General features: G+C 32.5%; 29 protein-coding genes and 1 pseudogene. 29 read left to right on the top strand and 1 reads right to left on the bottom strand.

The window, feature by feature from the left end:
- The first annotated feature begins 23 nt into the window (after positions 1 to 23).
- Both KH364_RS02260 and KH364_RS02255 read left to right on the top strand, forming a co-directional pair.
- A complete protein-coding gene (locus KH364_RS02260; protein ID WP_273298346.1) occupies positions 24 to 356 on the top strand; it encodes a hypothetical protein in 333 nt (110 codons plus the stop codon).
- A 370-nt stretch (positions 357 to 726) separates the two neighbouring features.
- Entirely contained in the window at positions 727 to 1179 is a 453-nt protein-coding gene (locus KH364_RS02255) for a hypothetical protein (RefSeq protein ID WP_273298345.1), read from the top strand.
- 3 nt (positions 1180 to 1182) lie between these two features.
- Here KH364_RS02255 and KH364_RS02250 read toward each other — a convergent pair whose 3' ends face one another.
- On the bottom strand, positions 1183 to 1341 hold the full coding sequence (locus KH364_RS02250; RefSeq protein ID WP_273298343.1) for a hypothetical protein: 159 nt from the start codon (positions 1339 to 1341) through the stop codon (positions 1183 to 1185).
- Between the two features lie 161 nt (positions 1342 to 1502).
- Here KH364_RS02250 and KH364_RS02245 point away from each other — a divergent pair, with 161 nt between their 5' ends.
- The 27 genes and pseudogenes from KH364_RS02245 (at position 1503) to KH364_RS02115 (ending at position 20889) form a co-directional block, all read left to right on the top strand.
- Complete coding sequence (locus KH364_RS02245; RefSeq protein WP_273298341.1) at positions 1503 to 2150, top strand: Imm43 family immunity protein; 648 nt, start codon at positions 1503 to 1505, stop codon at positions 2148 to 2150.
- A gap of 16 nt (positions 2151 to 2166) precedes the next feature.
- Positions 2167 to 2850: a hypothetical protein gene (locus KH364_RS02240; protein WP_273298339.1), complete on the top strand. Its 684-nt coding sequence runs from the start codon at positions 2167 to 2169 to the stop codon at positions 2848 to 2850.
- A 69-nt stretch (positions 2851 to 2919) separates the two neighbouring features.
- Positions 2920 to 3291 (top strand): RHS repeat-associated core domain-containing protein, encoded by a 372-nt coding sequence (locus tag KH364_RS02235; RefSeq protein ID WP_273298384.1) that lies wholly within the window; start codon positions 2920 to 2922, stop codon positions 3289 to 3291.
- A gap of 2 nt (positions 3292 to 3293) precedes the next feature.
- Positions 3294 to 3755, top strand: a complete 462-nt coding sequence (locus KH364_RS02230; RefSeq protein WP_273298337.1) for a hypothetical protein — start codon at positions 3294 to 3296, stop codon at positions 3753 to 3755.
- 1099 nt (positions 3756 to 4854) lie between these two features.
- Positions 4855 to 5310, top strand: a complete 456-nt coding sequence (locus KH364_RS02225) for a hypothetical protein (RefSeq protein WP_273298335.1) — start codon at positions 4855 to 4857, stop codon at positions 5308 to 5310.
- A gap of 249 nt (positions 5311 to 5559) precedes the next feature.
- Positions 5560 to 5778 carry a hypothetical protein gene (locus tag KH364_RS02220; RefSeq protein WP_004694739.1) on the top strand — a complete coding sequence of 73 codons (219 nt, stop codon included), beginning with the start codon at positions 5560 to 5562 and terminating at the stop codon, positions 5776 to 5778.
- A 126-nt stretch (positions 5779 to 5904) separates the two neighbouring features.
- Positions 5905 to 6495: an SMI1/KNR4 family protein gene (locus tag KH364_RS02215; protein ID WP_273298332.1), complete on the top strand. Its 591-nt coding sequence runs from the start codon at positions 5905 to 5907 to the stop codon at positions 6493 to 6495.
- A gap of 653 nt (positions 6496 to 7148) precedes the next feature.
- Positions 7149 to 7352 carry a DUF4926 domain-containing protein gene (locus tag KH364_RS02210; protein ID WP_273298330.1) on the top strand — a complete coding sequence of 68 codons (204 nt, stop codon included), beginning with the start codon at positions 7149 to 7151 and terminating at the stop codon, positions 7350 to 7352.
- Positions 7353 to 7599: 247 nt separating this feature from the next.
- Positions 7600 to 8451: a hypothetical protein gene (locus KH364_RS02205; RefSeq protein ID WP_273298328.1), complete on the top strand. Its 852-nt coding sequence runs from the start codon at positions 7600 to 7602 to the stop codon at positions 8449 to 8451.
- A gap of 796 nt (positions 8452 to 9247) precedes the next feature.
- Positions 9248 to 9730, top strand: coding sequence for a hypothetical protein (locus KH364_RS02200; RefSeq protein WP_273298326.1), 483 nt, complete (start codon positions 9248 to 9250; stop codon positions 9728 to 9730).
- Between the two features lie 382 nt (positions 9731 to 10112).
- A complete protein-coding gene (locus KH364_RS02195; protein ID WP_273298324.1) occupies positions 10113 to 10340 on the top strand; it encodes a hypothetical protein in 228 nt (75 codons plus the stop codon).
- Positions 10341 to 10609: 269 nt separating this feature from the next.
- Positions 10610 to 11020, top strand: a complete 411-nt coding sequence (locus KH364_RS02190; protein WP_273298322.1) for a hypothetical protein — start codon at positions 10610 to 10612, stop codon at positions 11018 to 11020.
- A 211-nt stretch (positions 11021 to 11231) separates the two neighbouring features.
- Positions 11232 to 11705: pseudogene (locus tag KH364_RS02185) on the top strand (RHS repeat-associated core domain-containing protein); the annotation flags it as partial.
- A gap of 176 nt (positions 11706 to 11881) precedes the next feature.
- Complete coding sequence (locus tag KH364_RS02180; RefSeq protein WP_273298320.1) at positions 11882 to 12406, top strand: CPCC family cysteine-rich protein; 525 nt, start codon at positions 11882 to 11884, stop codon at positions 12404 to 12406.
- 80 nt (positions 12407 to 12486) lie between these two features.
- Positions 12487 to 12669 (top strand): hypothetical protein, encoded by a 183-nt coding sequence (locus KH364_RS02175; RefSeq protein WP_273298319.1) that lies wholly within the window; start codon positions 12487 to 12489, stop codon positions 12667 to 12669.
- 324 nt (positions 12670 to 12993) lie between these two features.
- Positions 12994 to 13692 carry a hypothetical protein gene (locus KH364_RS02170; protein ID WP_273298318.1) on the top strand — a complete coding sequence of 233 codons (699 nt, stop codon included), beginning with the start codon at positions 12994 to 12996 and terminating at the stop codon, positions 13690 to 13692.
- 222 nt (positions 13693 to 13914) lie between these two features.
- Positions 13915 to 14478, top strand: a complete 564-nt coding sequence (locus KH364_RS02165) for a DUF4303 domain-containing protein (protein WP_273298316.1) — start codon at positions 13915 to 13917, stop codon at positions 14476 to 14478.
- A gap of 123 nt (positions 14479 to 14601) precedes the next feature.
- Complete coding sequence (locus tag KH364_RS02160; RefSeq protein ID WP_273298315.1) at positions 14602 to 15084, top strand: SMI1/KNR4 family protein; 483 nt, start codon at positions 14602 to 14604, stop codon at positions 15082 to 15084.
- Between the two features lie 63 nt (positions 15085 to 15147).
- On the top strand, positions 15148 to 15783 hold the full coding sequence (locus KH364_RS02155) for an Imm43 family immunity protein (protein WP_273298314.1): 636 nt from the start codon (positions 15148 to 15150) through the stop codon (positions 15781 to 15783).
- 110 nt (positions 15784 to 15893) lie between these two features.
- The gene (locus tag KH364_RS02150; protein WP_273298312.1) at positions 15894 to 16115 is read left to right on the top strand and encodes a polymorphic toxin type 34 domain-containing protein; all 222 of its coding nucleotides are present in this window, start codon (positions 15894 to 15896) and stop codon (positions 16113 to 16115) included.
- On the top strand, positions 16109 to 16921 hold the full coding sequence (locus KH364_RS02145) for a hypothetical protein (protein WP_273298311.1): 813 nt from the start codon (positions 16109 to 16111) through the stop codon (positions 16919 to 16921). Before KH364_RS02150 ends, KH364_RS02145 begins: the two co-directional genes overlap by 7 nt.
- 186 nt (positions 16922 to 17107) lie before the next feature.
- Positions 17108 to 17779 carry a hypothetical protein gene (locus tag KH364_RS02140; RefSeq protein ID WP_273298310.1) on the top strand — a complete coding sequence of 224 codons (672 nt, stop codon included), beginning with the start codon at positions 17108 to 17110 and terminating at the stop codon, positions 17777 to 17779.
- Positions 17780 to 17836: 57 nt separating this feature from the next.
- The gene (locus KH364_RS02135) at positions 17837 to 18325 is read left to right on the top strand and encodes an RHS domain-containing protein (protein ID WP_273298309.1); all 489 of its coding nucleotides are present in this window, start codon (positions 17837 to 17839) and stop codon (positions 18323 to 18325) included.
- Positions 18326 to 18486: 161 nt separating this feature from the next.
- Positions 18487 to 18786, top strand: coding sequence for a hypothetical protein (locus KH364_RS02130; RefSeq protein WP_273298308.1), 300 nt, complete (start codon positions 18487 to 18489; stop codon positions 18784 to 18786).
- Between the two features lie 172 nt (positions 18787 to 18958).
- Positions 18959 to 19192, top strand: coding sequence for a hypothetical protein (locus KH364_RS02125; protein ID WP_004694822.1), 234 nt, complete (start codon positions 18959 to 18961; stop codon positions 19190 to 19192).
- A gap of 45 nt (positions 19193 to 19237) precedes the next feature.
- Positions 19238 to 19738, top strand: a complete 501-nt coding sequence (locus tag KH364_RS02120; RefSeq protein ID WP_004694825.1) for an SMI1/KNR4 family protein — start codon at positions 19238 to 19240, stop codon at positions 19736 to 19738.
- Positions 19739 to 20304: 566 nt separating this feature from the next.
- Positions 20305 to 20889 (top strand): hypothetical protein, encoded by a 585-nt coding sequence (locus KH364_RS02115; protein WP_273298307.1) that lies wholly within the window; start codon positions 20305 to 20307, stop codon positions 20887 to 20889.
- Positions 20890 to 21118 lie beyond the last annotated feature (229 nt).

Raw genomic sequence — 21118 nt, 5'->3', positions numbered from 1 at the left:
TTAGAAAGATAGGAGTTGAGTTGATGGAGTCACAGGAATTAACTTCTGAAATTTTGCTGGAAAGTGTTTTAGAATGTACAGATTTTGTAGTAAATGAGGTGCCAAACTTATACAGTGCAGTAATAGAGAGATTAAAGCAAGACGATGAAGTATTCTTTATGAATTTTGTTGAAGATGAGGATGGTCAGGATGATTATTATGGATATGTCTATAATAAAACAAATGGAAAAATCTACGAATATGCGTTCCATGATGACAAATTAGTGAAAAATAGGAAGTTGTCTTTTACTGAAAAGAAAATTGGAGAGTTAACAACGAAAGATATTCTTGAATTACCTATAATAGACTTACTGTAATCCTTCTTTGAGGTCATCTGAAATGTTTGCTCTTTACAACCTCATCACTAGTCAGCATCAAGGTCGTCTGGAAACTAACTTTTAGACGACCTTTGTTGTACCGTATTCAACCGCTGCTACGCCTACGACAAAGTCGGCAACCTGATTCAAAGTGCCGACCAAAGAGGCGGTGTAATCAACCTGATCATGTATGGGAATTACGATTAGGAGGCCCTGATACACGATCTAACTTAAAAATGCTTGATACCTTTACAAACTGGCATATCGGCACACAACAAATTTGGCCTCAAATAAGGAATTTACCTGTAGGTACTCCTATAAAAATCCGTATTCTATAGGATATTAATCACATTTATAATTGGAGATTGTTATGAATTTATCTAAAATAATTAAACATTATAGAAATTGTTTGTCTGACTTGCCTGATGCTCCTTTATACGGAAATATTCCTCAAGGTGCGGATAGGATAAGTGAACAACTAGAGCAATTTTTGGCACCTGAACATAAACAATTTTTATTATTATGTAATGGGGGTTCTTTTGGAGATATAGAATTATGGAGTACAGAAGAGATATTGGATAGACAATATAGAGTACCAAAAAATTTACAAGATTATACTTATGAAATAGGACAAGTTTTATATGAACTAATTTTTTTAAATAGGCTCAATGATCAAGTAACATTTAATGTTAATAGTAGAAAAAGTATTCCTTTCTCTTCATTTATTGAGGAATATATGTTTGGAAGTAGATATAAATATATATTTGATGGTGCTGATATAGATGATATGTGGTACACCTTTCTACAAGATAACCCTATTTAGAATCTAAATTGTGTAAGGACGACCTCTACTAAATCGCCTCTCTCGACGGCGGCGCACCGCCTCACTTCCGTCACCTTCAATGGTAAGGAACTGGTGCGCTACGACTACGACGGCTACGGCGATTTTACCGCCGTTTACGGACGGGACGGTAAAAAACTGCACGGTTTCGCCTACCGCAACCACGTCATGGGCGATTACAGACACAAGCGCGACAGCGTGTACAAGATTTACAAGAAAGTTTGAAAAAACGGTTGAGTAAGTCCATATCTGTTGGAGGATGTTCATCTACCAACTCACCCAAACGATTAGATTAGGAGGAAATTATGAAGAAATTAATGGTGTGGGGATATAGCACACAAAGTTTAGATGAGTTAGCGAAAAGAAAAGTGCCTAAGGTTTCCTTAGGGGAAGTAGGGATATCAGAGGAATTCAACCCTAAAAAAACGCATCCTGATTTTGACTTTCCATGGAGTTGGTTCGTAAAGGGGCAAGAAATTCCTCCAATGCCTGAAAAGGTTTATGTCTGCTTAAAGAAAGCAAGAGGTGTTACTTTTGATTTTCTACCTTATGGCTACAACTTCTTTATCATGTCAGCGCGTTTTTTGGAATTTATAAAAAAATATGGGTTTGATCATGATTTTGGTATGAGTAAGGTTATTATTGTCAATACAAAAGGCGAGCTATTGACAAATGAAGTCTATTATTTGGTAAGAATAGTTAGCTGGGAAATTGAGGATGAAATTGTTTACCCGGATTTAGGAAGAGATGAAAAAGGTTTTTCGCTGGAGGCATATACTAATTCGGATAAGGATATTTTGCTGTCTTCCAAATATAAGTATATGGAAGCATTTATGGTGTCAGAAAATTTAAAAGAAAAAATATTAGAAATGTTCTCCTTACCTTTTCTTTATACTTTGAAGGAATGGAAGGAGCAAAATGATTATGAAATTATTGGATTTGATAAATTATAATAAAAAGGAAACTTAAATGTCAAAATTACTTTTTACTTCTTCTAAAACGCCACATAGTATTGGTTATATTGGAGGAGGAGCTGAACATATTCCGTTAGAATTATGGCCTAAAGTTCCAAATTCTGATGCCTATCAAACGCATCTATTTACTCTTTATTCTGACTTTTTACCTGACAATGTATTCCCTCGTAGAAATTATTATATCTCTGTTTTTATTTCTATAGAGGAGCATGTACTGGGAGGAGTAAAAGACTCTATTTCATCTAAATATACTGTTAATTGTCAGGATGATTTAATTTTACTAAATGATGGTTTTAGTTGTGCTGTCCTTTATGAAAGTGAACAAGCTATCAACAAGCAAGATTTAGGAAATATTTCTTTAGAAAGAAAATTTTTTGAAAGGCTTGATGAAGTTGATAAAGAAGCTGATGCAAAATACAATGAAGATGAACATTTATTCTTTGAAGATAATGGGATGGGATTGGATGTATCCAAAATTTTTGGCAATCCTTATTTTGAACAAGATATAATATATCCTTCTCCTAAGTTTAGTTTTTGCTTGCAATTATTAGATGAAGATATAGATAAAAAGTTACATATTTTTCAGAATGGCATTGGTTATTTTTATTATGACCAAAATATTAAGAAAAAACTTCTATCTGGAAGTCAAGCAGGTATTTTCTTTATTCAAAATACTTAATAATTAACATGAAACCTTCAGTTTCAACTTAGCAAGCCGTAGCCCGGACATAACCTTCAGCCCTTCCGCCTGCAAAACCAGCATTGTGACCGTGAAACGGGGCTGCATTACAACTTCTTCAGGTATTATGAGCCAGAATGTGGAAGATTTATTAACCAAGATCCGATTGGATTGATGGGAGGGACAAACTTTTATCAGTTTGCGATGAATGCGTTGGGAGAGATTGATCCATTAGGACTATCAAAAAAAGGGGTTAAGGCTATTATAAAAACAATATCTGGAAGTATTGCTGAAGGATTTAGCACAAAAGTAAAAGGTAAAAGAGGAAAAATACATCCTGTCGTACAAGAAGCTTATGATCTTACTGATGGTACACTTAAAGTATCGTGTAGTAGTTATGCATGGGTATTAAAATTCTTAAGAATGAAAGGTAAAAAATAGTCATGTATGATATAAATGAAATTATGAATAATATTTCCGAGTTTTTAGAAAAAAACCAAAAAAATGAAAATTTTTTAATTAATAAGCTAAGAGATTTCCTAAAAAAATTTTATGAAAATAATTCACAGATTAACATTAAAGAAAAAATATTTTTAAATAATAAAAATACTGATATATCATTAAGTTTTTTATTAGCAAGTGAAAATTATTATAACAGCTCTATATCATTAAATTCATTAATAAGTAAACGTATCCAAGCATGGAAATTATTTGATTCAAGCTCAGAAGGTTTTAGATTTTTTTTAAATCTTATTATCTATACTATGTATGATTACGAAAAGGAAGAAATTGCAAAAGAAGGAGGAGATATTGATGACTTAATTTCAATTATAATTATTGATTTACATGATATTCATTCCTCTTTGCCAACTCTGTTTGAAGAGTTCCTTATTCAGCAAGCGTAGGCTAGGTCAAGACCCAACAAATGCCAAAGGTCGTCTGAAACCGCCGTACAGCGTTTTCAGACGACCTTTCCCTATAAGTGAGCTTTATCTGCTTTGACTACATGGAAGGTGCCATCCAAAGAAGAAAATACCCGAAACGGATTGCCCGACACCGACTGGCGCGATGCACAGTACGACATGCTGTACCTGTCCATGACCCCTTAACGGGTGAATCTCGTAAGCTTGATTTTGTTATAAAGGGAGCTGGTAAAAACGGTGGTGGACATGCTCAAGAAATTACTAGCAAGACTGCTTCAAAAAGGAGTCAACTTGCAAAAGAAGAAAGGAGTAGAGATGCAGGTGGCGTATATGTCAGAGATGGTAAAAGCTTAGTTCATGTTGACGGAATATCCGAAATTATTCGATTACCTTAGGAGATTATCATGGATTTTGTATTATTTGATTACCAGTTATTATTAAATAGAAGTAAAGATACTGCATACCGAGAAAGTATAATGAAATCAACAATTTCATTAATGAGTTTCCTTAAAAAAATAATTTACTCATAGATGTTGATCCTTTTAATCAAGACGGTTCTATTAAAGAAGATATAATCATTAGAAAGTCGAATGTAACTGATGAAGGATTCCAATTATTTGTTAAACCAGTAAATAATTGGTGGAATGCTTTGGATAAGGGAACTCCTCCCGAGAAAGTTACTATTTTAGAGAACGGGTTGAAAAAAATTCGTGCCGCGAAAAAGTAATTTTCTAGCAAGCCGTAGCCAATGAAACCTACAATTCCTTTGTAGGGTGCGAACGAGACGCAACCACTTCGTCTGGGACGGAACACGATTACTTCAGGAGTACACCTACAAAGGCTGCTACACCTATCTCTACACCGATCCTGACAGCTACGAACCTTTGGCACAGGTACATAATTGGACCAACGAAGACGGCGAAAGCCGCCAACAATAATTCTCCACTGTTACAACGCCTAGAAAAATTCAATCATTACAATCCAAAATTCATAAGGCACTTAAGTCAGGAAGTATGTCTTTATATAAACCAACAACAAAACAAGATTGAATTAATTACTTAACATAATAAGGAATAACATTATGAATATAATATTAGGGTTTATAAAAAATAATTTATTAGAAGTATCAGGTAATTATCAAAATAGCCAATGGAAAATTATTCAAGATATTTCAGTAGCACAAAGATATGCATATCAGCAGTATGATTTAGAGTCTGTTTGGGCGGATTTACGTGAATCAAACTCACTAATTTTAAAGCTATCTACAGATGAAGATGACAATTTTTGGGATGAATATGCTATTCCTGCAATTGAAAAAAAATTGAATTCATTGCACTTAGAGGAGGGATTAAAAGATAGTTTATTTAGTGATATAGATGCCGATTTATTTAATTGTTATTTAAACAACAAATATAAGAAAAATCATCCTATTTGGAATATGATAGAAGATGCTTATTTTAAAGGGTTTTGGCCTTGTGGTTGGGAAGGTAAATATCCTGAGGGGAAGCTTGTCGTTTTTAAATTAAACTATGCTTAAATAAAAAACATGATAATCGTCATCTAGATAAAGCATTGAATCCAACGCAAGGCTTTCAGACGGCCTTTAATAATCAGATTAACAGCAAGACGTAGCCTGGACAAAACTTTCAGTCCTGACGTAGGGGGTGTGCGGTTTGCACGTATGCGGTTTCTGTCTTTCAGACGACCTTTGTCGTACTGTGTCCAATAGCCGCATTTCATAAAGAGATACTAGAACCGAAATACTATTTTGGAAGAGGATAGCATTATGTTAGATAGATTATATTTAATCAAATTGATTGATCAGTTGAGGAGTTTTGAAGGTTCAGAAGAGGATGAAGCTGTACTCTTTGAAAAATTAGAAAATTTGGTCACAGATCCAAATATATCAGATTATATATATTGGACAAACATGAGCTCCGAGGAAATAGCTGATAAAGTACTTAGTTACAAACCTATTATCCTCCCTGATTTAAGCAATTCTTAGTCTACATGAAATTTTCAGTTTTAATGTAACGTATATGTGGAATACATACATGTACTATGCGTAATAAACAACCTAAGAAGAAATGCTGATTATTTGACAAAATTATAACTGGAAGGAGTAATGAAAATGAAAATTAAGAGTTTAGTTGAGAAAATGGGTGGAGTTGTAAGGGTCGGAGCAAAGCCTTTCGATCCTGTATCACGAAAAATAATGTCAAAATTTCTAGATGTTGATAGAAAAGAATTTTCTGATTATTTAGATTATTTGACGTGTTTTGGAGGAGAGACATATCTAAATGAAGTATTTTATAAATTAACCATGTATAACAATGGACTACCAAGCTATTGTTATCCCTCTGATTCACCAATAGAAAATGTTGTAATAAAGAAAGGGGAATTTGGTTGTTTCTATGGGGAAGGAGAATCGTATCAAACTGGCTATTCATTGAGCAATGCTATAAAAAAAATGGAAAATAGGATTCCTACGAATTTTTTACCTATTGCTGAGAATAACTGCGGAGATAGGATATGCCTTTGTATAAAAGGGGAAAAAATAGGACAAATTTTTTATTGGTACCATGAAAACGAATGGGATGAAGATGATTATTTTGATGATTTTGGAAAAACTATGCCTGAAGAAGTAAAGATGCAAAATATGTATTTAGTCGGAGAAAATTTGTATGACTGTTTTAATCGTATGGTCTTAGAAAAAGAATAATTGTTTGAAATATTATATGCCTAAAGATATATATGTAATATATAAACTGAATTATATATTTCAAGATTTGATTAGCAAATCGTAGCCCGGAGGAAAGCAAGGTAAAGGATAGCGATACCACCCCTTTCGCCTGCAGAATCAGTATGCCGACCTTGAGACGGGGCTGCATTACAACTTCTTCAGGTATTATAAGCCGGATGCGGGGCGGTTTGTTAATCAGGACCCGATTCGACTGGTGGGGGGATGCGTTTGCACCAAATACTCAAGATTGGCTTGATCTATTAGGTCTTTGCTCTAATTCGAAATTACCTAATGCAGATAAGGCTATCATTGACCCCAGAAAAATCACGGGATATGCCTTAAATACAGAACACCCTGTAGGTGGAAAAAGCAAAGGTTTTTCAATCTGCATTAGGATTTAATCAATCAAATGTAGATAAGTTGATTAAAAAAATCAACAAGGTGTTTGTGAAAATCCAGCAACTCCAGGTAAATGTGATGAACATGGGCAACGCTATACTGTTGATATTCCAATGACTGGTCCAATTGGACAGACCGCCACAGTTAGAACTGGTTGGATAATCGATAGCGGACAATCAATTCCACGATTGGCAACTACATATGTTTTATAGTTAATTATTAAGGAGTTTATAGTGAAATATTCACTTTTAGAAGTAGTCAAATTGCAACAAGCTCTTCCTGGTTTTAATTTACAAAAGGGAGACATCGGTGCTATTGTAGAAGTGTATTCAAATCCTTATGAAGCATATGAGGTTGAATTCTGCGATACTAAAGGAAGAACAATCGCACTACTAACTTTAAAGCCAGAACAATTAATGCCATTTCTTGATATATAATATTATTCTTATAAATCTTATAAGCAAGCCGTAGCCTACATGAAACCTTCAATTCCGCCGTAGCATGGGAGCGGTAATCATGCTGTTTCTGCCTTTCAGATGACCTCAATTCTTTTTCGAGGTCGTCTGAAATATTTGTTCTTTAACAATCTCATTACCATTAACAATGGCATTCTATCTAGAGGTCATTTTTCCTGATGGCTGAGAAGCTAATTGACATAGACAAATACAGGAAAGGATATGTATTATGTTGAAAATATTAAATAATTCTTTGGATGGAATTGTATTGGGTCAAAAAAATGCTGACTTTAATGATGTTATTTTAAATAATCCTAATTATTCATTAGAGTTTGATAGAAAACACAAAATACAATCTGATTCAGAATTGATTACGGTATCCTCCTTGAGGAATTGTGATGAATTTTGCTTAAATGGAAAAGTTATTAACTTTTCAAATCTTGAAAAATTTTTAGAAGAGGAGGATCCTCTAATAGAAGTTTCTGATGAAGAAAATTATTTTTATATTTTTCCAAAATATAATTTAGTTTTATATGTTGACTATAAGGATAATTTGTTTCTGCAGATATTAATTTACGATGAGAGTATAAGAGATTTATATGATAATAAGGGTAAAAAGTACTCAGACTTTCAAAAAAGTAAACTTAGAAATCCAACTTTAAATCATGATAAATTAATATTTATTCCTTATAAGAGCATAGGTGATTTTGAATTAAATTGTTCTCTATCAGATGTTATAAGAAAATATAACATATCAAACAATGTTATCCCGAAGGTAAAAAATATTATAGAGATAAACAATTTTATACTAAGGTTTGATAATGAAAAATTAACTGAGGTTACAATTTTCAATGATAAGAAAGTAGAGCTTTCAATATACTATAATGAAATGGATATATCATCAAAAAAAGGGTTTGCTGAGCTATTAAGTCAATATGATGTTATTGAGAGAACGAAATCTAAATATCTTTTCAAAGAATTAGGTCTAGTTGTGGACAAGGATCTGTCCGAATTTCGTTTTTTTGAACAATCATTATTAAAGTTTTGGGCAAATTTGCATAGACCTATTACTAGCTGGTAATCACAAGTAAGCCATAGCAAACCGTAGCCCACACAAAATCTTTAGTCCTGACGTAGGGTGTGTACAGTACGCACGTACGTGGTTTTGCCTATCAAAACCACATCAACGAAGACGGCGAAAACTGCCAACAAACCCACTACTTCCACTGCGACCAAATCGACATCCCACGCGAGATTGCCAATAAGGACGGCAATCTGGTTTGGGGATTATTATGGTTGGGGCAAACTGAAGAGCGAAACCAACGTAACGGGTGTCCAAGAATACCTTTGAAAGATATACAACCAGACCCTATATATTGGTGGTAATAAAAATGATATCAAATGACATTCAAGAATTACTTAAAAATATTACAAAGTCTCTAATTAAAATCGAAACAAAAGAGTTAGATGCTTTAATTTCTAGACAGTTAACCCATATAGATAATATTGATTTTCACAGATACGAAATATCCCATAGGAAAATTGAAAGTCTCAAATTTTCTTTCTGTTCATTTCGTGGTGCTTTCATAAGCTATAGTTCCTTTACTAATTGTAATTTTATTAATTGTTCTTTTATCACGGCAATAGTTTGTAATACAAAATTTACTAATTGTACATTTATTAATTGTGTATTCAGATCAACGCATATACAAGATAATTTAATATCTAACTGCTCTTTTCAAAACTGTCATATAGAAGATAATATATTTTCTACAAATAAAACATAATTTATGACAATGTTGAATAAGGCATCCGGGCCGCCTTTTAGGTGGAAAAATTCCCATGCCTTATTGAATTACAGAAAGAAACTTTAAAAAATGGCAAGAAAAAAACAGAAATGGCAGGTAGGCGATTATTTTGGCATTCCCATAGAAGACGATTTTTTAGCTGTTGGACAGATTCTTGGAAAATATGATTGGATAGGTGTAGCCTGCTTAATTACCAAAATGAAAATTTCCTCAAAAAACCTTCCTTTATATGAAGATATACAAATAGATAAAAACGATGTTATTGCTGCTATGTTTATTACTGAAGAAGCGTTAGATAAAGGATTCTGGCCAATTATTCAACAAGGTATAGTAAATAAAAATATACTGAAACAATATTTTCCTAATATTGATTTAATTGAACAAGGAAATATTATTGGTATTAATACCGAAGGTTCAGCTATTATTGATGATTTTATTAAAGCTTATTTTAGTCTAGCACCTTGGGATGACTGGCATGACCCCGAATACCTTGATAAACTTCTTATTTCTCCCGACAAAAAACCTGAAAATCTCATCTATAAGAACAAATGATCTATTCCAACTCAAAGCTTATCCTGAAAGTAAAATGCTTCGTACTTTTTGGAAAGCCTTTTGAATGCCTCACGAATATATGAATAGCAATAGATGTTTGGTCTAGATATGATGTGCTAAATGGTATAGATAAATATATACAACGCATAACAGTTTGTTTTTTGTATCCTGATATAACTGATTTAAATAATAATAAAATAGATGATTTTCAAGAGCTATTTTTGAATTTATTACTTGATATTAAAGATGGATGACCGAACTAAGGATTCTATGTTTTTAGCTATTAGTTCCCTATATAACACATTAACAAGTAAATTACTTAAAACCTTTACAGTGGACCGTGGTAAAGAATTTGCGTGCTTTGAACAGGTTGAAACCGAGTTTGGGATACCGATATTTTGCTGACGCCTATGCCGCATGGCAACGTGGCTCTAATGAAAATAGTAATGGTTTACTTCGAGAGTTTTTTCCTAAGAAAACTGATTTAGCTAAAGTAACACTAGATAAACTAACAGAAGCACTAGTGCTGATTAATAATCGACCTAGAAAATGCCTTGGGTTTAAAACACCATTTGACATGTTTAAACATGAGATTAGAAAATTGATTTAATTTTGTCGCATTACTTATTGCAATTCATCATATAAATAAATGGAAAAATTCTGCATACAATCCGGAAAATTTCTTTTCTAAATGTATTAAAAAAGATGGAACAGAAGAAGAAAGACTTATAGATCAAGCAAAAAGATATACAAAATGCTTTGACCAAGTTATATATCATACAAATAGTAAGGAATTTATTGATCATTACTCAAAAGTTTTTGCAAAAGAAGATTTAACAAATATTATTTTTATAATTACGAAAGCATAGGAATTGTTAAATGAAAAAAGTGAGCCATAAAATTAATGTAATAAAGCAAATAGAAAACACTGTTGATATAGTTGGTAATCATCCCAACCAAAATCCTGATAGAGTGTTTTTATATATTAATTATGATGTACAAAGTTTTGAAGATTCATTTGATGAAATTTTTAGTATTCCTGAATTGGAATCGGAGGATTTTTGTTTGATTTCATCCAACTGTGAAATCACTTTACCTAATGGAGAAAAATTTTGTGGAATATCTTTCAAAAGTAACTCAAATAAAGAATTAATTCTTCAAAAGATTAAAAATCATTTTGAGAAAAAAGGATATCAATATGGGGTTATTAGAAACAATAATTTAATATTAAGTACAAAGAATGTAATTAATTTAGATGATTGTTCCGCTATCCTTTATGACTATGATTAATACTCAATGAACTTAGATAGCAAGCCGTAGCCCGCATGAAACCTCCAATTCCGACGTAGGGTATGTGCGATTGCACGCATGTGGTTTCTGCTTTTCAGATGGCAGATATACCTATATCTACATCGATCCGGATTCCTACGAGCCACTGGCACAAGTCTGTGACTTAACAACCGCAGTGGGCGAAAGCCACTAGCGAACCCACTACCTCCATTGCGACCAAATCTCCATCCCATGCGAGATGACCGATAAAGACGGCAATCTGGTTTGGTTCGACAACTACACCGGCTGGGGTCGTCTGAAAGAGGAAACCAAGGTAACGGATAGCGCATACCAGCCCTTCTGCCTGCAAAACCAGTATTGCGACCGTGAGACGGGGCTGCATTACAATTTCTTCAGGTATTACGAGCCTGAGGCGGGGCGGTTTGTGAATCAGGATCCGATTAGATTATGGGGTGGGGAAAATCTATATGCCTTTAGTCTCAATATTGTTAGCTGGATTGATCCCTTAGGGCTAATTAAAGCATCTGAGATCAAATGGAAAGGTTTTTCTAAGGGTAAATTAGCTCCTCACTATGAAAAACATGTCGTTAATGGATGCGAATTTGAAGAACAAATTTCACAATCCGAATATTTAAAACGTGCTAAAAACTTCGCAGCAAATGACTCACCTGATATTAAAGAATAAGTGGTAGATAACCTTATAGTGAAATTTAACCCTCAGACAAGAAAAACTTTTATTGGACATATTAAAAGTAGAGAAATAAGGACATATTATATAAGTGATAATCGTACAGATACACCATTTGAAGATGCTGTAGATTTAGCCAAAACAAAATGCAATACATTTAATAAGGATTTATCATGACTAGAACAGAAGCCATTAAAATTTTTTCTGAGTATCAGACTAATTCAATATCTAATTCTGAAAAGATGAATATCCTATTAGATTTTTGGTATTCCTATAAATCTGAACCAGAACATTTAAATAAAGAACTTATAAGCTACTTAAGTACACATGATTTTGATGACATAGAATTTTATGATGATTTTTTTAATCCTGTAGTTACCTTAGGATTAACATATAAAAATTCAATTTTAAGTAATAAATTTCTAGCTAAAAAACTTAGTCTTCTTCTCTCCAAAGAAATAAACGTCTATGGAGACGAGATAAATCAGAAAGTAAAATGTCCATGTTGTCATTTTTATACCTTGTCTAGTAAATCAAACTATGATGTTTGCCCCATTTGCCATTGGGAAGATGATGGCAGTAATGAAGAACAATATTCAGCGGTCAATCATAATAGTTTATCTGAATATAGAAACATTTTTTTTCTTGAGCATGATAAAGCTAAACTAGAGGAAAAATATATTTTTGGTAAGCAATAACCTACAGGATCGTCTGAAACCCTAAATCCTCACTCATCCATCTTTCAGACGACCCCATCCCCCAACAGGAGCAAGCCGTCATGGCATTTAATAAAATCGCCCGTAAAGGGGTAAAGAGCCGCACCGCCATCAAACCTGCCTGGCCGATGCGCCATTCTTCCTCGGTTAAAAACCGCAAACGCTATATCGTGCGTATCGGCGATATGTTCCATATGAACGGCAAGTTCAGCAAAAGACTCCACCCTAAAACCTTTTTGTCCTGATGCGGGTCGGTTTATGAATCAGGATCCGATTGGGTTGGAAGAAGGCTTTTACGTTTATCAGTTTGCGCCGAATGCTCCGGACTGGGTTGATCCTCTTGGTTTAAGTAAATGCTCAAGCTAAAAGTCGTTATTTATTTGAAACATTCCCTGCTATCAAAAGTAGCCTTGCAGTCAAACCAAAATGGAACCTCATGACTAATATTGCTCAATTTAAAGTGAAATCAGAAACAACTATTATTGAAGGTAAAGCTGCACCTCTAGGTTTGGGGTTGCCTGGTGGACAAATACAAAATATATTAATGACTTAGAAAGATCAATAAGACAATGAATCAGGAGCAATTTATAAAAAAGATCAATATAGTTTTAGTCGAAATTGATAAAATGATTAATAATTGTGATGAATATAGTTATACAAATAAACAGCAGTTGATTTCTATAAAAAATGAACTATATGACATGATTAATTATCTAAATTCAGAAAGTATTTTTCAACAAAATAAAGGAAAAGAATTTTTATTGTCTCGGATAGTAATTGATTCTTGGCCATTTAATAATGAAGTTGGTAAACTCCTTGTAGAATTAGAAGAAGATTTCAATTCTTTGACAAGAAAAAATATAAAAATGTCTAAGTTAAAAATTTTGAATGAAACTCCTTTAGACTTTCAAGAAAAATTTTTTTTTGATGAATGGGAAGTCAGTTACCTTGATTTGATGGAAGTAAATCAAGGTTCTCCTTTAGTTGGAAGTCTATCCATTAACGGTCAATTTATTATTAAAGAACAGGGTTTTGGAGGACCTTTGTTGTATTTCAATAGAAAAATATATATTCCAGTTTTCATTAGACGATTTTGCGTTGTTGGATTTAGGCTTGCAATATTAAATTTAGATGATTTATCAATTGAGTATATTGGTGGCATCGAAGACTTGGTTTATCTGAAAGAGATAAAAGATAATAGAATTTATTTCTATACAGATATGTATAAAAGCACAGAAAAGAATTTAACTTTATATGAACAAATATAACTCAAGGATATGCTATAAACATCATAGCCAAAGGACTTTCATATTAATTAAATTTAAAGAATTTATTCAAAAGTATTGGATAAGTATAACAAAGCTCAAACAGATAGATACATGAGTAAGCAATTAACTAGAATTGGTGGTAAGGTTTTTGGAAAATACGGATCACGTAGTAAATGTGCATAGAAACTGATTGATAACAAAAACTTATAAAAGGAAATTAAAATGAGTATTTTAAGTAATTATATAATTCAAGATTTAATCCAGAATGTATCTAAAGGAGTTACAGAGACATTTAAATTTGTATTAGAAAGATATAATTCTAATGAAGTTTTTGCCTATACATTATATATTGATGACTATTGTTCATATCTGGGGTGGGCTGCTAACACTATTTCTCACTACGAAATAGAAAAAGTAAACTACCCAAAAGAAGATCAGCCTTTTATTAAATGGTATTACCCTCAATTTGCAATAGGACTTGGAGAGGTTCCTGAGAAAATAGATAGTATATTCAATAATGAGATACAAAATATTCTTAATGATACAAATACATTAATATCAGAAGATAATTTTGAGCAATATCAGGCGGAAGTATATGATTCAATTATAGAAGGATTTAAAAAAGCGATAGAAAATATAGATAAGAAAAAAACAAATAATGTCATATTTTTTGTTTCTATTGTAGATAGTGATAATGCTGAAATTATGGAAAATTATTCTGCTGAACAACTAAATTCATATGATAAATTTCTTACGTTCAAAAATAGATTTCAAAGCAAGCCGTAGCCCGTATGAAACCTCCAATCCCGACGTAAATAAGAACGCACATCCTAAGAGGGCTTTATAAAAAAATTAGGTTTAAAATTGGAGCAAGTAAAAAGTAATGGATTACTGTTAAAGGAGGTTGTTATGCTTAGCTTTTATGATTGCGATAAAAATTTATCTGAAATTGATTTCAATGATGTTGAGAAAAAATTAGAAGTATCTTTTCCATCTTCATTTAAGTCACATTATTTCAAATGGAATGGAGGTGATCCCAACCTTTCTTGTTTTGTCAATGATAATATCAATTATGACTATATTGAAATTCGTGACTTCATTCCAATGAAATATTCTAAGCAATTTGAGGATGATCCAGATTTTACATTGGAAGGAAGAGCAATAAATGAATGGAAACTTAATGAGTTACCTAAAAATCTGATTCCTTTTGCTTTTGATTGGGGAGGGAATTACCTCTGTTTAGAAAAAAATAGTTGGCAAATTATTTATTATGTAAGGGACGTATGGAATGAAAATATATCAAGAGAAGCTAATTTTAAAAAAAATTCAATTATTATTGCGAAATCATTTGATGAGTTTTTAAATTGTTTGGAAGAAAATCCTGATGATTAATAAACTGGCGTAGCGTCGTGTATATATAGTAAGTGTAACAAGCCATAATCTTAGGAGGGTATTATGAAAAAGTTATTAGTGTGGGGATATGCTCTACAAAGTATGGATAAAGCAGAAAAAATGGGATTACCACGAGTAAGTAGTGGAGTCTTAGGTATATCGGAGGTGTTCAACCCTAAAAAAACACATCCTGATTTTGACTTTCCTTGGAGTTGGTTCGTAAAGGGGCAAGAAATTTCTCCAATGCCTGAACAAGTGTATGTATGCTTGAAAAAAGCCCGAGATGTTACTTTTGATTTTCTTCCATATAATGATTTCTTTATCATGTCAGCGCGTTTTTTGGAATTTATTAAAAAATACGGGTTTGATCATGATTTTGGAATAAGTAAAGCAATTATTGTCAATACAAAAGGTGAGTTATTGACGAACGAAGTCTATTATTTAGTAAGAATAGTTGGTTGGGAAATTGAGGATGAAATTGTTTACCCAGATTTAGCATTAGATGAAGATGATTTTTCACTGGAGGCATATACTCATTCAGATAAGGATATTTTATTGTCTTCCAATCACAATTATTCAGGAGCATTCATGGTATCAGAAAATTTAAAGGGTAAATTATTGGAAAAATTTTCTTTGCCTTTTCTTTATTCTTTGGAAGAGTGGAAGGAATTAAATAATTTAGACTCTTATTGGGATTAATATAAATCAAAGAAGTGTTGGATGAACTTTTTTCCATCCCAACATCTACTCCCTCTCTCGTGGGAGAGGGCTGGGGAGATGACCGATAAAGATGGATCGACTCTAAAGGCTTGGTAGTTTTTGCAATACCTCTTATTGGCCCTGAATTGATTGCATTAAGTAAAGCTGCTCTTGTAACTTTAGGTATAGGTATTATTTATGAAAAAGGGAAAAAAGCTCTTGATACAGTAATGATGGCAGCAAATGGTAATCAAGTAGATACTGGGGTTGCTAATCAAGTTTATGAAAAAATAAATGAGTATTTTCAAAGCACGGAAAAAATAATATGGTAAATGATAGAATTTCAAGTTTTGACGCTTTTTTAGAATGTAAAGATCTATCAATCAATGACTTATTAGAAAAACTACTACATTCTAATACTATTATTCAATATGAAGCAGCAAAAAGACTACAATTTTTTCAGTATAAAGAGATTATTGATATAATCAGAAATATCCTCTTAACTAGTCGATATAGTAAACATAGAGAAATTGCAAATTTTATCTTGGGACAAATACAAGAAGAACTTGGCACTACGGAATTGAAAGAAATTTTCTCTATATTAATTTACTCTATTCAAAGTGACAAAAGTATTAAAGTAAAATCATCTGCAATATCTTCTTTAGGACATCTATTCAAAAAATATAATTTAGGAGAAGAAGAGTTTCGCACTATAGAAAATAATATTAGTTCTATTTGGAATATAAATAGATATTCTATAATTATTTCTATTGCATTTAGTTCTGCATATTTCCCAAAAAGAAATTATATAAAAGAATATCTTATAAAACATTTAAACAGCAAGCATCACAAAATTATTTCATGGGTATTGTATGGATTAAAAGGAAAACATTATAAATCAGAATCAATTGAAAATTTACTAATAGATAAACTAAGCCAACTTAATGAAAAATCTTATATTTACAATGAAATTATTGCATTTTTAATTTCAATTAGTTCTAAAAAAGTTATCCCTTATATTGAAAAGACACTATTCACTCAAAGTAAAATCGATGATGAAATTTATACTGAACTTAAAAATAATTTATCGGATGAATTTGCGGAATTAAGAAAAAAATTATTGGAAGAATTTAAATAGTTTCTTGACGTATGCCTCAACCACAAATCTGCTTTCGTCTTCAAAACCAGTACGCTGACCGTGAGACGGGGTTGCATATATGGTTTCAACAAAAAATAAGGATAAGCAAATGGATGTGGGTTCATCCAAAGGTGTTGCTCGCTTTATGGCTTTAGTATTCAAAGATTGATTTTAAGGACGATAATTATGAAAAGTAAAGAATTTATTCAAGGTCTTATTGAATATTTAAAAGATAATTTAAATATTCCTGATGCTAATTTTCTAAAAGATAGGATTAAATTTAAAAAAGGAAAATATGTTTATGGTGAAATATCCTTTAGCAATTCTCGTACTTTCGAGGGGGTCATACTTCACCTATATGCATACAATTCTGAAATGGGAAATTTTTTCTCCCAAAATGTTCCACCTTATGATAAGTCGTCAAATCCATATGATTTAGTATTTGTACAACCATCTATCTCGCAGGCGCATTTTTTTAAAGCTCCCCCTATTACCTCATTTCCTTATGGAGATACCATTAAATTACCTGAATCTGAGAATGATGCAAAAAACATCTATCCAGATGTATTAAAGCATTTGCAGCAAGATCATATTCCAATCATTATGGCCTTCCATTCCGGTAGCAAAGAAGTTTTAAAATATTTAGCACTTTATCCAGAGGCTTTTCGTTTTAAAGCATTAACCGCTATTTTTATTATAAATAAGAATGAATTACCACTAAATGATCCTTTAATACAGAATATTTTATTGTTTGATAAAAAAGTATTAGAAAATGATAATGGATTGTTTAGTAAGCATGATTTGATCTTCCTGGAAAATTCTTTTGACCAAAAACTAAAACAACAAATTATGCAATAATTAGTCCTTGTAACAAGCCGTAGCCCACACAAAATCTTCAATTCTGACGTAAGGTGTATGTGGCATGCACGCGGTTTCTGTTTTTCAGACGACCTCGAAGAGGAAACCGGATTCGTTTGGGACGGCAGATATACCTATATCTACACCGATTCTGACGGCTACGCCCTCTTGGCCCAAGTCCGCGATTGGATAACCGAAGACGGTGAAAGCCGCCAGCAAACCCACTACTTCCACTGCGACAAAATCGGCATCCCGAGAGAGATGACCGATAAGGACGGCAATCTGTTGTGGTACGGGGAATACACCGCCTGGGGGCGTCTGAAAGAGGAAAGCAAGGTAACGGATAGCGTATACCAGCCCTTCCGTCTGCAAACCAGTATGCCGACTGTGAAACCGGACTGCATTACAACTTCTTCAGGTATTACGAGCCTGATGCGGGGTGGGGTAACCCATTGGGGCTATCTATTTCAACAGTCATTTATATGGGAAAAAAGGGGAAACATATTGCGGAGCATAATAACTTTATCCCTGATCGGAGCATTTTAACTGCAAATCCTCAGGATTTATTGGAAGTTGTGTTGATAAGGATACAGGAGATGAGACTCCGACTGAATGGGGAATAATTCATTCATCCAAAAAAGGAGTCCATATTGTTCCCGCATTGCCTGATATAACATAAATTCCATATTTTATTTGAGAAATTAATTATGAGAAAACAAGAAATTATTTTAAGTATGCAAATGGCTTTTCTTGGAGCAATTTGTAATAAAGTCAGACTTATTGCATTTGATATGACTGAAGAATTATTTACTCTTTATGTATATATTGATTCGCCACTGACAGATGATGAGTATGAAGCAATAGATAGTGCTGTTACAGATGTATTGGCTGATTTTCCAAATTTTCTATATGAAAAAATATGTATTATTGAAAATAATGATAATATTCTTTTATTGAATAGGTATAAAGGATGTTTTTTTATGCGATTTGAAAATAAATTTGATTAAATAACTCGTTATCGCTACCGTTCAAGATAACCGCCTGAAAACCTACAACGGCACAAGTTACTACTACGACGACCTCACTATCCTCTTTAAGGTTGTCTGAAATATTGGTTCTTTAAGAATCTCATTACCAGTCATTTACAAAATGTAGTTTCTCGAGGAGCATTATAATATTATGGAAATTAAAAAAGAGTCTAACGACTATATTATTAAATTTAACAACCATGAAGTCTTAGTTTTTTTTGAATGGCTTGTTAAGTTCGTTGAAAATAATGAAATTATTGATGAAGCTGAGCAAAAAATATTATATGACTTAGAATGCTTATTAGAGTCCACATTAGAAGAACCTTTTATGGAGAATTATAAAGATCTAATACATATAGCTAAAAAATCTATTATCAATAATTAGCAAGCTGTAGCCTGAACAAAAACTCTCAGTCCTAAGGAGTATTTTATGAAAATCAAAGAATTAATTGAAAAATTAGAACAAAAAAGTAGCCATCAATTTTTGAAAGCAGTATCAAAACCAGAATTTGCTTTTCCTTTGCCACAAGATTTAAAATTCTTTTATGAAAATTATGAATATGCTATTCTTAATATTAATACTTCTTGTGAGATAAGAATCAGTTCACTTTCAGAATTGCAACCAACAAACCAAATTCTATATCCAGCTGATGATGTTATTTGGGAGGAGTTGGCAGATGATATTAGTAATGATTGGTTCATGATTGCATCTTCGCAAGAGCTAAGTCAATATATCAGTATAGACTTAAACAAAAAAAGATTTGGTTTTTGTTATGATAGTTTTATAGAAACTCATGCTACACCTGATGAGTCTCCCATTATTGCTAAGTCATTTACAGAACTACTGGAGAAATTGGTTTCCAATGAAAAAGAATGGTTTTGGTTAGATTCTTCTTTTCAAAGCTATGGTGATGCTTATGAAGATGAATAAGTAAGTTGTAGCCCGCATGAAACTTCCAATCCTGACGTAGGGCATGTGCGGTACGCACAGGTACACCCCTTTAATATCATGTAAACAACATTCGGAAAGAAATTTAAAATGACTAACTTTATATCAACAGGTAGTACTTATTGGATTTCAGATGAAGAAATTCAAATTCTCGAAAAGAACGCCACTAATGGAGATAAAAACTCAGCATTCAAATTATATCAATACCATATGTTTGTATCTTTAGATCAAGATTCGGAATTTAAATGGCTAGAGATAGCGGCAAAAAAATGGTCATCCAATTGCCCAATCCAATTTAGCCGATTTATTTTTCACACAAGGCAATAAAGAAAAAGCCATATTTTGGGCTAAAAAGGCATATAGAAATGGTGCCAAACTACCAGACGAATTAAAAATATTGATAAATATCAATTAATTAATAAGATTTAGCGGATTATCGTTACAAATCCAAAACTTCTGGAGGAGGATTAAGAAAAGAAGCTAAGAAATTTCTTAGAAAATTGAAAAAAGTAGGTGAGAAATGCCCTTAAATTTTTAGGAGAATTTAAATGGAAAAAAATGGATACGTTAATTTTAACTTTTTAGATAGCAAACCAAATATAAATAATATATTAGTTGGGCTAGATTTAGACTATTCAAATAAAGTGATAGCGCCAGATGGTCATGAGTTAGCATTGGTTGCTTTTATACCAATTGAAAATCTATTAACTATTGCACCTCAATTTAAAACAGATTTTCAGGATATGGAATATAAAGATAAAGCAATTTACGTTTTTTCTTATTATGATAAAGAAGATTATTTTCTTGACTACATTACTGAAATTGACGATGCTATTCAAGGATATACGAGAGTTATCATCGGAGATAAAAATCAGTTCAAGTTTAATCTAGATAAATTTTATCCAATTAATCCTATTGAGAATTTAGATGAAATGAGTTTTCTAGGAGGACAACCTGAATATTTACAGCAAGAGAGTGATGATTTTCTAGAAAAATATATTTTCATAGGTCAAATCTTAGGAATGAATCTACCTGAAGAAGTAAATGAAATTTTTTATCTAACTGAGAACATAGGATATATTTTTATAAATCGAGATCTATCTGGTGGATTATTCTTCGTACAAACGACTTAAACAAAACTAAAAAGGATTTAACCGGAGCAAAGAAGACGGAGAATGCAACCAATGCGAAATAGCTACTATTTCCGCCACGACTTAGAAAGTCCTTTAGGTTATGCCTAGAGGGCTTTATATATAGCTTTAATCTCGTACTTGTGCTATATTATTCGTATAATATAAATCTTTAAAGACCGGTTGGGCCATTTGTTGCCTGTTGCCCGTTTCTTTTGATTTATTAATATAC

The organism is Veillonella sp. oral taxon 158 (genome assembly GCF_018376515.1).
GTDB lineage: Bacteria > Bacillota > Negativicutes > Veillonellales > Veillonellaceae > Veillonella > Veillonella rogosae.
This window is presented reverse-complemented; position numbering and strand designations above follow the sequence as displayed.

Bases quoted from the DNA above. Each gene is read 5' to 3' on its own strand.
- KH364_RS02240 (WP_273298339.1), top strand. From the start codon at position 2,167: ATGTCAAAATTACTTTTTACTTCTTCTAAAACGCCACATAGTATTGGT.
- KH364_RS02255 (WP_273298345.1), top strand. From the start codon at position 727: ATGAATTTATCTAAAATAATTAAACATTATAGAAATTGTTTGTCTGAC.
- KH364_RS02165 (WP_273298316.1), top strand. From the start codon at position 13,915: ATGAGTATTTTAAGTAATTATATAATTCAAGATTTAATCCAGAATGTA.
- KH364_RS02175 (WP_273298319.1), top strand. From the start codon at position 12,487: ATGGCATTTAATAAAATCGCCCGTAAAGGGGTAAAGAGCCGCACCGCC.
- KH364_RS02115 (WP_273298307.1), top strand. From the start codon at position 20,305: ATGGAAAAAAATGGATACGTTAATTTTAACTTTTTAGATAGCAAACCA.
- KH364_RS02130 (WP_273298308.1), top strand. From the start codon at position 18,487: ATGAGAAAACAAGAAATTATTTTAAGTATGCAAATGGCTTTTCTTGGA.
- KH364_RS02200 (WP_273298326.1), top strand. From the start codon at position 9,248: ATGGCAAGAAAAAAACAGAAATGGCAGGTAGGCGATTATTTTGGCATT.
- KH364_RS02215 (WP_273298332.1), top strand. From the start codon at position 5,905: ATGAAAATTAAGAGTTTAGTTGAGAAAATGGGTGGAGTTGTAAGGGTC.
- KH364_RS02140 (WP_273298310.1), top strand. From the start codon at position 17,108: ATGAAAAGTAAAGAATTTATTCAAGGTCTTATTGAATATTTAAAAGAT.
- KH364_RS02170 (WP_273298318.1), top strand. From the start codon at position 12,994: ATGAATCAGGAGCAATTTATAAAAAAGATCAATATAGTTTTAGTCGAA.
- KH364_RS02155 (WP_273298314.1), top strand. From the start codon at position 15,148: ATGAAAAAGTTATTAGTGTGGGGATATGCTCTACAAAGTATGGATAAA.
- KH364_RS02160 (WP_273298315.1), top strand. From the start codon at position 14,602: ATGCTTAGCTTTTATGATTGCGATAAAAATTTATCTGAAATTGATTTC.
- KH364_RS02205 (WP_273298328.1), top strand. From the start codon at position 7,600: ATGTTGAAAATATTAAATAATTCTTTGGATGGAATTGTATTGGGTCAA.
- KH364_RS02220 (WP_004694739.1), top strand. From the start codon at position 5,560: ATGTTAGATAGATTATATTTAATCAAATTGATTGATCAGTTGAGGAGT.
- KH364_RS02245 (WP_273298341.1), top strand. From the start codon at position 1,503: ATGAAGAAATTAATGGTGTGGGGATATAGCACACAAAGTTTAGATGAG.
- KH364_RS02135 (WP_273298309.1), top strand. From the start codon at position 17,837: ATGTGGCATGCACGCGGTTTCTGTTTTTCAGACGACCTCGAAGAGGAA.
- KH364_RS02225 (WP_273298335.1), top strand. From the start codon at position 4,855: ATGAATATAATATTAGGGTTTATAAAAAATAATTTATTAGAAGTATCA.
- KH364_RS02260 (WP_273298346.1), top strand. From the start codon at position 24: ATGGAGTCACAGGAATTAACTTCTGAAATTTTGCTGGAAAGTGTTTTA.
- KH364_RS02145 (WP_273298311.1), top strand. From the start codon at position 16,109: ATGGTAAATGATAGAATTTCAAGTTTTGACGCTTTTTTAGAATGTAAA.
- KH364_RS02190 (WP_273298322.1), top strand. From the start codon at position 10,610: ATGAAAAAAGTGAGCCATAAAATTAATGTAATAAAGCAAATAGAAAAC.
- KH364_RS02120 (WP_004694825.1), top strand. From the start codon at position 19,238: ATGAAAATCAAAGAATTAATTGAAAAATTAGAACAAAAAAGTAGCCAT.
- KH364_RS02180 (WP_273298320.1), top strand. From the start codon at position 11,882: ATGACTAGAACAGAAGCCATTAAAATTTTTTCTGAGTATCAGACTAAT.
- KH364_RS02230 (WP_273298337.1), top strand. From the start codon at position 3,294: ATGTATGATATAAATGAAATTATGAATAATATTTCCGAGTTTTTAGAA.
- KH364_RS02125 (WP_004694822.1), top strand. From the start codon at position 18,959: ATGGAAATTAAAAAAGAGTCTAACGACTATATTATTAAATTTAACAAC.